Here is an 11,530-nt window from a genome sequence, read left to right on the forward strand (position 1 = left end):
GACCACGACCACGCAGCCGATTTGCGTGGATAACGGCAACGGCACCACCACCTGCGCCCCCATGAACCTCATGTGGACGACAGAGGATTCCAATAGCAGCGGCACCTGGTTTGACGCCGAGTGGTGGGCCGGCTCCATGACCCTGGGAGGGTTCGCGGACTGGCGGTTGCCCACCCGTGCGGAACTTCAGGCCCTCTACGACCCGACCCGTGACGAGCCCATGGAGTGCACGTTTGGGGATGTGCACATCCTGGCGCCTTTCGAGCTGACGTGCTTTTATTATTGGACGAGTGAGATCCACAGCCCCGGCAATGCCTACGTCGTCGAGTTTACCTCTGGCGGCGTCAGTTGGCAGTCCCAATCGACCGGTTGGGGCATCTTTGCGATGGCGGTCAGAAACCTTTAGCCGCCGCGCGGCGATCCGGCGCGATACTTGTTAACGCACCACACGTCGCGCGGCCGCGGCGGCGCGGCGCTATCCGTTGTTGCCCTACGCGATCGGCTGGGCTGCCGGCGGCGCCATCGCCGTCGGCGCGGCGGCCGTTCCGAAGACATCCTCGTACGCGGCGAGCACGACGGTCATCTGGATCGGCCCGGCGATCAGGATGCCAAGCAGCACGGACGAGGACAGCGAGACCATGAGTCCGGTGACAAACGATAGCGCGATCGCCATCAGCCAGTCGGTCTGGAAGTAGGCCCAGTTCGCGCTGAAGGCGTCCGTCGTGCCGGCGTTGCGATCGACCATGTACGGGAAGAAGAAAAGCAGCAGCCCGCCGACGGGAATGACGCCGACGCCGCACATCAGGACGCCCACGATGATCATGGCGAAGGCGATGATGCCGCCCAGGAAGTAGCGCCCGAAATCGGAAAAGCCGGAGAACACGTCGTTGACGCTCGTCGGCTCGCCGCGCACCGCGCGAAGCGCCATGCGCGTCATGCCCGCCCAGGCGATCGGCGCGAGGACGACGGTCATGCACAGGACGAGGAAGATGAGGTAGCCGATGACGAGGTTGAGGATGTTTTTTGTAAACGCCTCCCAGCCTCTCGTGAACGCGCGCGCGAAGTCGATCTTGCCCATCGTGCTCCTCCGTCGAAAACGCCGTTGAAATCGATTCCGCCAGCTAACACACGCATCGCACGCGGGTCAATTGTGACCGGCGACCGGAAACGGGTACACGTTCGCCGCGAGTGATTCGTTCAGGCTTCCGGCATCCCCGCCGACAGCCACGACCCAAAATCGCGCACGCGCGGCTTCTCGGAAAGCGCCGCCCACGTCCATCGCGGATCGACGCGGCGGCCGAGGGGGTCGTCGGAGCCGGTGAACGTCGTCGGTGGCGCGTCGGCGTACAATCCGGCGGAGGCGAGCGTGTCGACCATCGCCTGCCGCGTGATCGGATGCCCGTCCGCGCCAAGGTAGATCGCGCCCGGCTCGCCGCGTTGGAGCGCCGCGACGATAAGCCGCGCCGCGTCGGCCTCGTGAATCAGGTTGACGATGCCGTCCGGGCGACGGGGCGATTTCGGCGTGCGCAAATAGACGCGATGCGGCCCACGCCGCGCGTCGTACAGACCCGCAAGACGCACAACGATGCCGCCGGCCCCGCGGATCAACTCTTCCGCCGCGAGCAGCCCCGCCGCGCGCGGCGAATCGGAAAGCGGCGCGTTTTCCGTGATCGGCCCGCCGTCCATTTCGGCGTACACCGCCGTGCTGGAGGTCATGACAAGCCGCCCGGTTCCATCGAACAGCGACGCCGCGCGCGCGGCTTCGGCGGCATAATCGCCGGCCGCGGACGGCGGAACCGAAAAGACGACGAACGGCGCGGGATGCGGCGGATCGTCCGCGCGGCGGCGGGGCGTAAACCCATCGCCGCGGAGCGCCTCGTGGCGCGAATCACCGGCGGTTTCCGCGACGATGGCGGCGCCGGCATGTGCCAAATGCCACAGACCGGCCACGCGGGCGCCCAAAAATCCGCATCCGATAACCAGAAGATCAAATTTCCGACCCGAATCGCCGGTTTTCGCGTGCCTTGTCATGGGGTTTCGGTTAAAAATGGTTTTTGATGGCTCGGAATGTTTCTTCCCGGTATTGATCGCGAAATCGAGGGCTCGTTTGCCGCACGCCAGCGCCCCCATTGACGACCGCCGGCTGCCCACGTGGCTGCTTGTGGCGTTTTGCGTCTTTTCGATCCTCGCGCTGGGGGCGCTCGATTTTCTGACCGGCCGCGACATCAGCTTCGCGTTTTTCTACCTCGCGCCCATCCTGTACGGAAACTGGCTCGTCGGAAAGCGGGCGGGCGTCGCGTTGGCCTTTCTCTCGACGGTTGTCTGGTATCTGTTTGATTTTCGGCTGAATTCCGAACCGGCCACCTCGCTTGTCCTGTCTTGGAACGCGCTCGTGCGCATCTCGTTTTATCTGATCGCCGTGTATTTCCAGTCGGAGCTGGTGGTCGCCCTTCGGCGCGAGCGCGAAACCTCGCGCCGCGACTTCCTGTCAAACATCGCGAATACGCGCGCGTTTTTCGAAGCGATCGAACGCGAGTTCGAGCGCGTGCGCCGCTACGGCGGCCCGATGACGCTGATCTCCATGGATGTCGACAACTTCAAGGAGGTCAACGACGAGCTTGGCCACCAGGTCGGCGACGCCGTGATCCGCGAGGTCGGCAGCGTCCTGTCCCAGCACAGCCGCGCCACCGACATGCCGGCGCGCATCGGCGGCGACGAGTTCTTCGTCCTTTTGCCGCAGACCGGCGCGGAGGACGCGGCGGGGTACGTGCGTCATTTGCTGAAACAACTGCTCATGACGATGATCCGCAACGACTTCCCCGTCACGTTCAGCATGGGCGTCGCGACGTTCAACGAGCTGCCCGAAACGCTGAACGATGTCATCAAAATGGCGGACGATTTGCTTTATCGCGCCAAGCGGTCGGGCAAAAACACGTTCCATCACGAAGTCTATCCACCGCTGGAAGAGGAATCGAACGTCGTTCGCGGCCCTTTTGCCCGTGAGATGAACGGCTGACGGTGGCCGCCTCGCGCGCCGGGATCGCGCCGGACGAACGGGATACGCGTTCGTGCGCGATTCTTGCCGTCATCGTGCTGGGCGGCGTCGCGTTGCGCCTTTTCGCCGCGCGCCATCCCGAATTCACGGACGAGTCCTTCCACGTTCGCTGGGCATTTGACGCGCTTCACGGCCGGCCGTGGCAGTCGGTCATCGAGCACGGCAAAAAGCCGTTGCACTTCCTCTTGATCGCCCCGTTCGTCGCGCTTTTCGAAAACGCCGTTTTCGCCGCGCGGGCGGTGTCGATCGCCTTCGGCGCGGCGACGATCGCGCTCGCGTTCGCGGTGACGCGCCGTCTTTTCGGCGAGCGCGCGGGTGTTGTCGCGGCGGCGATGGCGGCGAGCGTTCCGTATCTCGTCATCTTCGATGCGCGCGTGGGGCAGGAGGCGATCCTCGGCGCGGCGGGGCTTGGCGTTTTGTGGCTTTCCGTGCGCCTTGGCGACTCAGCCACGCGGCGCGGCGCGGTGTTCGCGGGCGCCGGTCTCGGTGCGGTGTTCGGACTCGCGCTCGCGACCAAGGAGACGGCCGCCGCGTTCGCGATTCTTCCGGTCGCGGCCATGATCGATCGCCATCGGCGCGGCGACGCACTTCCCGGCGCGGGTCTCGCGGCGGCGCTCGCCGTGGCGGCCATCGCCTTTGCCGGTGTCATCGTCCCCGCGTACCTTGCGACAGGGCGCGGGCTCATCGTCGACGGCGAGTACGTGCAGGGCGGGCGGGCGGCGGTGATCGCGTCGAACGCGCGGATGTACGCGGCGTCGGTCGGCCTGTATCTCGGCCCTCTCATCTTTGTGCCGCTCGCGTTTTTCGCGGGATCCCTCCGACGCGCGCGGACGGGCGAAGCTTTCATGGCCGGCGCGGGTGTTGCGGCGTTCGCCGCCGCGCTTTCGGTGTTCGTCCTCGTCGGTGCGAAGTCCTTTCCGCGCCACCTCGCGGCCTTCGCGCCGCTGCTTTTGCCGGCGGCGGCTCGCGGCGCGATGCTCATGCGCGACACGCTCGCCGCGCGCGGCATCCCGCGTGGCGTCATCGCCGCGGCGCTCGCCGCGTCGGCGCTCGGGCCGTCGGCGATGCACGCGGCCGATCCGTCGCGCGCGCCGCTTGTCGCCGAGGATCGCGAGGCGTTCGTGACCGGCTGGCCTTCGGGCTACGGGCTCGCGGAGGTTCTTTCGTTCGTGGATGGGCGCGCGGGCGCGAGGCCGGTCGCCGTCATCGCGCCGCCGCTTGCGGGCATGCCGCTCGATGCGTTGGGGTGGCGCTATCGCAGCGGCCGGCGCGTCGCCGTCGTCGAATCGGGCGATGTCCTTTCGTCGCCGTATTGCGGCTCGCGGCTCGCCGCCGATCTGGCGGGGCGCGAGGTGTTCATCATCGTGAATCAGCCCGCCGTTCCGCTTGCGCCCGTCGCCGAAATGAACCCCGGGCGGGCGGCGTTCGTTGCGGCGCGCCCCGGAAACGAATCGCGAATGGTGCTTTACGAGCCGATCTGCGCGGAGGGCGACGCACCCGCGCCCCCGCTCCGAGCAGGGCGCACGCCGCGCGTCATGAGCGCCATCAGCGGGGTTAGCAGGAGATAGCCTGCCGCGGCGGCCAGAAGTGTCACGCGGATGCCCCACGTCATGCCGATGACGACGGCGAGCGTCGATCCGAAAACGCCCGCCGCGCCGTTCATGCCGAACAGCCAAGGCGTCGGATCGAACGCGCGCGGCAGTGCGTCCGCGTCGGCCCTCGTCGCGCCGTCGTCGCTCGTCGCGCTTTCGCCGGCATCGGCCGCCTTTTGCGCGGCGATGCGCGCGGCAACGCGCATCCCCGCGGGGAACGCCTGCCCCATCAACAATCCCGCCGGCGCCAGAAGCAAGACCGACAGAAGGATACGCAACGGCGTCGGGGCGCCTTCGGCGAGATACGTCAGCGGCGGCAGCAGCAGGGCGGTCGCGGCCAGCACCGCCGCGATCAGAAGCGCGAACCGGCCAAACCGCCCGGGCCGCTCCACCGCGAACCGCTCGCTCAATAGCGATCCCGCGCCGGTGAACAGGATGAGCGAAAACAGCACGACGGCGAGCGCGTACACCGGATGGCCGAGGAACACGGAGAGCCGTTGCAGCATCGCGATCTCCGCGAGCATGAACGACAGGCCGACCAGCGCGAAATACGCCAGCGACGCGAACCCCGGCCGTCCGGCGCGCGGGGGCCGGACGAACTCCGGCGCGATCGCGGTGGCGAGCGCCAGAAGCAGCGTCACCGCGACGATCGTCAACAACACGAGAGTCGCGATGAGATTGCCCGCGACGACGCCCGACGGCCGGCCAAGGTACGAAACGATCCGGCGCGGGTGCGTCAGTCGGAGGAGATTGAAGAAAAACGGCCTGTCATCCGACGGCGGCGTCAGATCGAGCGGCGCGGCAGCGCCGTAGTCCCACAGCGCGTCCGCGTCCGGCGCGGCGAGGATATCCGCCAGCACGGGATTTTCCGGCGGCGTTCCGGGCGCAAAGACGGTCTCGAACTCCATCGCGGATACGTGCGCGCGAAATGAAGCGATGTCGGTCGCCGAAAACGGTTCGTTGGACGCGAGCAAGGTCGCCACCTGCCCGTGCGCGGCGAGCATGAGGTGTTCCGCCGGACGCGAGACGCCGCGATCGAACAGGGCGGCCGAGGCCAGCGATATGAGGCGCGCGGTTTCGTCCACGCTCTCGGCCGCGTACCAGCGCGAGACGGTGAAGATGCCGCCCGGCGCGAGGCGGTCCAGAAAGACGCGCCACGCCTGGCGCGTGTAGATCGCGTTTTCCGACAGCGTGAACGCTCCGGCGCCGGTCGCGGCCCAGGTGTCGATGAGGCTCGCCTGGATGATGTCGAATGTCTCGCTGCGTCGCGCCATGTCCGCGCGCGCGTCGCCGACCACGAGACGCACGCGGGGATCGTCCGCGAGTCCCGCGAACGCGCGATAGGGACCGCGCAACGCGCCGACAAGCGCGGGGTTCAGCTCGACGCCGAGAACGTCGTTGTTGCCGAAGACGAGCGCGGTCATGATGTCCTTGCCGCCGCCGACGCCGAGTACGGCGACCTTGCCATGACGCACGGCGTATGCGATCGCCGTCGCGTCGTAGCGAAGGAAATCGACGTTCGCGGGATCATTGGCCATGTTGTACACGGTCGTGCCGGCGAGGCCGTCGATGTTCATCATGACGAAATCGACGGGCTCCGCGGGCGTGCGCGCCGAGGCCGCCCACATCGTGTTTTTCGGCGCCTCGTTCCACGTGTTGTACGCGATGACGCGCGAGAAGGTGTTCCACTTTTCGTAGGCGACGCGGTGCCTTTTTTCGGCCTGGCCTTTCACGATGATGGGATCAAGGCCATAGACCGTCTTCGCGTTTCCGTACGCGCCGGCCGCGCCGAGCACGACGACGGCCATCGCCGCGAAGGCGGTCCGGCCGCGCCGCGCGAGGATCGCCAGAAGAAAGCCGCCGGCCGCGATCACCGCCGCGCAGGCGAACACCGCTCCGGGCCCGTCGATGCGCGAGAGCATGGGGATGACAAGCGCGCTGCCCGCCGCGGCGCCGATGAGATCCGCGCCGTACGCGCGGCCGATCGGCGCGCCGGCCCTTGTCAAAAGGGCGGTCACCGCCGCGCCGGAGATCACGAACGGGATCGACACGGTCAGCGCCAGGCGCGCGAACACGACGACGCTCGATGCGCTCATCACCATCTCGGGCGCAAGCACGATCTGGTCGAGGTAGGCGATCATTGCCGCGGCGCCGGCGAGAACGGATAGCCGCGCGCATTCGGCGCGCGCGCGTTCGGGCACGAAGCGCTCCGGCCGCGCGAACACCCACAGCGCGCCGAGCGTCATGCCGAACATGGCGACGCTGATGACGAAAAACGCGAGGTGGTACCACGACGCGACGGAGAGGATGCGCGTCTGAACGATCTCGAGCGCGAGCGTCCCCGCGGTCACGAGGGCAAGGCCGGGATAAAGGAGAATGGCGTCTCGTCGCGTCATGAGGCGGCACAGGCTACGGGCGGATGAGGAAATAGGAAATAGGAGTTAGGAAAGAGAAAAGAGGAAAGAGATCGGAGAGCCGCAACAGCTTGCGCGGCAGGCCCGATCCGACGCAAATTCGCGCGATGGAAAAACGCGAGGGATGGACGCGGCGCGCCGTGTTGCGCGCGGGCGCGTGCGGCGCGGCAATTCTCGTCATGCCCGGATGCGATCCGTTCGCCGAGGAAAACCGGAGCGCCGGCCCGTCCGACGTTCCACGCTCCGGCGGCGACGACGATACGGGTGGCGACGCGCCGGACGGCCGCTGGCTGAGCGTGCAGGAACACGAAGCCGTGCGCGCGATCGCGGACATCATTATCCCGCCGGACGAAGACCCCGGGGGCGCGGCGGCCGGGTGCGCGGACTACATCGATTTTTTTCTCGGTGCGTTCACGGTCGATCCGCCGCGCATCTTCGCCGCGGGGCCGTTTTCAGGCCGCCATGGCGGTGCGCCGCGTTTTGGCGAATATGTCCCGCTTTCGCGCGTCAAGGAAATCGCCTGGCGAAACCACATCGAAGGATCACAAGGCATCAGGGAGCGCGAGTTCAACGGCCCGGTCGCCGGCATTCAGGAAAAATACCACGACGGCCTCGCCGAGCTTGACGCGCGATCGCGGGCCGAACACGGCGCGCCGTTCGTCGATTTGTCTCCGGACGATCGCGAACGCGCGTTCCGGGCGTCGCCTTCGGAGTTTCGCGACATGGTGTTCGGCCACGTCGTCGAGGGCATGTACGCGGCGCCGGAATACGGCGGCAACGCGAACCGCGCCGGCTGGGACTCGATCGGATACGAGGGCGACGTGTTGCCCCGGGGCTATTCGCGCGCCGAAGTCGAAGCCCCGGGCGAGGAGGATTTGCTGACCGACAAAGAGATCGACGCGGCGATCGCCCTGTTGCGCGCGCTGTATCCTGGAGCGGAGTCGTGACCGGCGCGCCGGATGTCGTCGTCATCGGTTCCGGGGCGGGCGGAGGCATCGCCGCGCACGTGCTCGCCTCGCGCGGGATCAAGGTCTTGTTGCTGGAAAAGGGCGACAACTTCTTTGTCGGCCTCGACGATCCCGCCGGCATCCGTGACAACCGTTTCGGGAACGACGAGCTGAAACTCGAGCACCGGGACCTGGTGGAGCAGGACCCGCGCATCGAGCCGCGCACGTATCTCGCCGGCGACGGGGCGCGGCCGTTTGTCGGCAAGGTCAACGCGCTCGGCGTCGCGGTCGGCGGTGGCACGCTGATTTACGACGGCAGTTCGCCGCGCTGCCAGGCCAAGGATTTTCGCATCCGTTCGCGTTTCGGCGATGTTCCCGGCGCGCTCGTCGACGACTGGCCGATCTCCTACGACGACCTCGCGCCGTATTACGACAAGGTCGAGGACGCGATCGGCGTGCAGGGCGAAGCCGGCGCCGACCCGTTCGCCGAGCCGCGCGGGCCTTATCCCATGCCGCCGGGCTACCCGAAATACGTGGCGACCCTGCTCGCCGGCGCGGCGCGTTCGCTTGGCTATGCGCCGTTCCCGATGCCCACCGCCATCAACTCCGCCGCGCGCGGCGGGCGAAGGGCGTGCGTTTATTGCGGTTTCTGCGGAAGCCACGGCTGCGCCATCCACGCCAAGGGTTCGACGGCAGTGACGGTCATCCGCGAAGCGCTGTTGTCCGGCCGCTGCGAACTGCGCGCGAACGGCAACGTCGTGCGTCTGATAACCGACGCATCGGGCGCGCGCGTGACATCGGTCGAATACATCGACGGCGATGGCGCGTTGCGCCGGCAGAGCGCGGGCGCCTTCGTGCTGGCGGGAAACGCGATCGAAAGCGCGCGGCTTTGCCTGTTGTCGCGCACGCCGGATCACCCGGTCGCGCTCGGCGGCGGCAGCGGGCTTGTCGGTAGATGCCTGATGTTTCACAACGTCGATACGACCTTCGGCATCTTCCGCCGCCGCACGCACATGCATATCGGATTTTCGGGCGGTTACGCGCTCGACGAGTTTAACGGCGATCCGGTGCGCGGCGACGCGCACGCCATCCTCGGCGGCGGCATCGTGGAGATCGGCGGGCAACTTCATCCGATCGACGAGGCCAAACAGCTTGCGCTTGCCGGCAAGGCGCACCGCCGCTACATGCGCCGGAGCCTTTTGCGCGATCATCTGGGCGTGTTGACGCTCATCGGCGAGGATCTTCCGTACGAGGAAAATCGCGTCGAACTCGATCCGCGGGTTCGCGACGTTTACGGACGGCCCGTCGCGCGCGTCATCTGGACGACGCACGAAAACGACCACGCGGTGAATCGGCGCGTGCGTCCGAGGTTGCGGGAGATTCTTCGAACGGCGGGCGCGGTGTTCACGATGTCGGTGTCGCTCACGCTCGAATCCGGCGGCGTGCCCTCCACGCGGCATATCCTCGGGACGCTGCGCATGGGCGACGATTCCACACGGTCGGTTACCGACCGCTTCGGCCGCTTCCACGAGATCGACAACCTCTGGTGCGCGGACGGCGGCGTGTTCACGACGTCAACCGGTTACAACCCCACGCTGACCATCCAGGCCCTCGCGTGGCGCCAGGCCGAACGCATCGCGGGCTAATCCGCTCGCTACCTGTCGGCACGTCGCGTGGATTATCCATTGGACGCGCGACCTTGCGCCCCCGTGGTCCTGAGCACGGCCGAGAACCTCGCCCCGCCCCGGGAGCGCAGGCGTCCCGCCCGCTTCGAACACCGCCGCGCCAAAAAATTCCGCGACGTTCAGCCCGAATACGGCGAACTTCCCCAACTGGTCGGGCTCGGCGCCGTGGACCGTGAACGGCTCGCAAACGTTGACGAACCTGTCGATCCCGGCGAAGAACGTGCTTGTCATACGGATCAAGCCGACGAGCAGTTGCGCGTGAGGAGAGCCAGTCGATGAAATCGCCGCTCTGGTTGTTGTGCGTCGCGCTCTTGGGGCTGGCATCGTGCCAGTGCGGCGACGATGACGACGGCTCGGGCGGCGCGCTCGACGGCGACGACGATTCGGTGGCGGATGACGACACGTACGGCGACGACGATTCACTCCAGGACGACGACAGCGACGACGATAACGCCGACGACGATGACACCGCGCCGGACGACGATGACGATACGATGGACGACGATGCCGGCGACGACGATAGTGCGGACGACGATGCCTCGGACGACGATGCCTCGGACGACGACACCTTGGACGATGATATGTCCGATGACGATGCGGCGGACGACGACACGGGAGCGGATGACGATACGGAGGTGGTGGACTGTTTATGGCAAGCGGATCTCCCTCCGGAAGACGGGTACGAATGGCGAACAAGCACGATCGCTGAACTGATTAATGGCGGATCTGTTGAACTCGTTTTCGATGGCGAAGTCCCCGTAGCATTCTGGTTGGAATATGTGACAACGTCGTATCGCGAACTGTACCGCGCGCGCCTTGACGACATTTACGGTAGCGCTTGGGACGTGAAACGTTTACATGACCCGGCTCATACGTTAGGGGCGTTCGACGTGGATCTAACGCCGGACGCGGAAATTGAATTTGCATTCAACAGCAGCGACTTTTGCGAGTTGGCGGGACCCCAGCTCTGCATCTGCTCGTTTCAGGATGACGAAATCCAGAATTGTCGGGGCGCGCCTTGGACCGGTGTCAGCCCCCCAATTGTTTCTTTCGACCATACACCCGATGGACGACCAGGATTACTATTTTTGGATACGATCTACCATCCCTGGTACACGGAAGAAACCGCACCGGGGGTCTGGGAGTTGGGGACCATCCCCATCAACAGTTTCGCACCGCCTGGAAACCTGGCCATCGGCCCGGATGGCGTGGCCCATTTCACCTGGCTTGTTCAATTCCTTGACAACGAATGGTTACTCCACTTTTTCGGGACGGTCGGGCAGACGTGGGGAGTGGAGTTCGTGCGACCGACCGGCGAATATCCGGGAAACCTGGTCGCCACGCCCACTAACGATCTCTACATGCCGTTCTCGGAATTTGAAACAGGAGTGCTTCACCGACAGGGACCGCATCGCTGGGATTTGATCGAGTTGGCGCCGGTCACGGAGGGGCTAATCAATGGCTTCTCATTGGATTATGATACACAATCCCGCCTACACACCGCGTACGGACTATCCGGCGAATCGCCAAACCATAATACCCGGTACGTTTGCTGGGCGCGGCGGGAAGGCGATCTGTGGCGAAAGGAAATGGCGGCGCGGGAGGACGACGTCTATCAAAGTATCTCGCCTGTCCACGGCGTGGTCGTCAGCCCCGGCGGCGTTGTGGGAGTTCCCTACAACTGGAGAGAATGGGACGGGCAGGAAAACCATGAATACCTTGGAGTCGCGTTGCGCGTGCCAGTGAAGGACTGATTTTTTATTTCAGAGAGGCGTTGATCGCCGCTGCGGCCGGTGAGCCCTATCCACGACCCGCAATCACGTTACGGATCAACCCC

The 11,530-nt window shown here is 66.1% G+C and carries 9 protein-coding genes; 6 read left to right on the forward strand and 3 right to left on the reverse strand.

Features of this window, described 5'->3' with window-relative positions:
* Nucleotides 1-406: DUF1566 domain-containing protein (locus tag K8I61_09575; protein MBZ0272277.1), on the forward strand; the 406-nt coding region annotated here is incomplete at its 5' end.
* Nucleotides 407-490: 84 nt separating this feature from the next.
* Here K8I61_09575 and K8I61_09580 read toward each other — a convergent pair.
* Nucleotides 491-1,078: a hypothetical protein gene (locus tag K8I61_09580; GenBank protein ID MBZ0272278.1), complete on the reverse strand. Its 588-nt coding sequence runs from the start codon at nt 1,076-1,078 to the stop codon at nt 491-493.
* A 119-nt stretch (nt 1,079-1,197) separates the two neighbouring features.
* Complete coding sequence (locus K8I61_09585) at nt 1,198-2,031, reverse strand: hypothetical protein (protein ID MBZ0272279.1); 834 nt, start codon at nt 2,029-2,031, stop codon at nt 1,198-1,200.
* A gap of 76 nt (nt 2,032-2,107) precedes the next feature.
* On the opposite strand from K8I61_09585, the gene K8I61_09590 reads away from it, so the two are divergent.
* The gene (locus K8I61_09590) at nt 2,108-3,016 is read left to right on the forward strand and encodes a diguanylate cyclase (GenBank protein ID MBZ0272280.1); all 909 of its coding nucleotides are present in this window, start codon (nt 2,108-2,110) and stop codon (nt 3,014-3,016) included.
* A 2-nt stretch (nt 3,017-3,018) separates the two neighbouring features.
* Entirely contained in the window at nt 3,019-4,623 is a 1,605-nt protein-coding gene (locus K8I61_09595) for a glycosyltransferase family 39 protein (GenBank protein MBZ0272281.1), read from the forward strand.
* Here K8I61_09595 and K8I61_09600 read toward each other — a convergent pair.
* Entirely contained in the window at nt 4,521-7,043 is a 2,523-nt protein-coding gene (locus K8I61_09600; protein ID MBZ0272282.1) for a hypothetical protein, read from the reverse strand. The genes K8I61_09595 and K8I61_09600 overlap by 103 nt on opposite strands.
* 89 nt (nt 7,044-7,132) lie before the next feature.
* On the opposite strand from K8I61_09600, the gene K8I61_09605 reads away from it, so the two are divergent.
* The 3 genes from K8I61_09605 to K8I61_09615 all read left to right on the forward strand — a co-directional run bounded on the left by K8I61_09605 (nt 7,133) and on the right by K8I61_09615 (nt 11,447).
* Nucleotides 7,133-8,008: a gluconate 2-dehydrogenase subunit 3 family protein gene (locus tag K8I61_09605; protein MBZ0272283.1), complete on the forward strand. Its 876-nt coding sequence runs from the start codon at nt 7,133-7,135 to the stop codon at nt 8,006-8,008.
* Nucleotides 8,005-9,654, forward strand: coding sequence for a GMC family oxidoreductase (locus K8I61_09610; protein ID MBZ0272284.1), 1,650 nt, complete (start codon nt 8,005-8,007; stop codon nt 9,652-9,654). The genes K8I61_09605 and K8I61_09610 overlap by 4 nt, the downstream gene beginning before the upstream one ends.
* Nucleotides 9,655-9,968: 314 nt before the next feature.
* Nucleotides 9,969-11,447, forward strand: a complete 1,479-nt coding sequence (locus tag K8I61_09615) for a hypothetical protein (GenBank protein ID MBZ0272285.1) — start codon at nt 9,969-9,971, stop codon at nt 11,445-11,447.
* The last annotated feature ends 83 nt before the right edge of the window (nt 11,448-11,530 follow it).

The organism is bacterium (genome assembly GCA_019912885.1).
Lineage (GTDB): Bacteria > Lernaellota > Lernaellaia > JACKCT01 > JACKCT01 > JAIOHV01.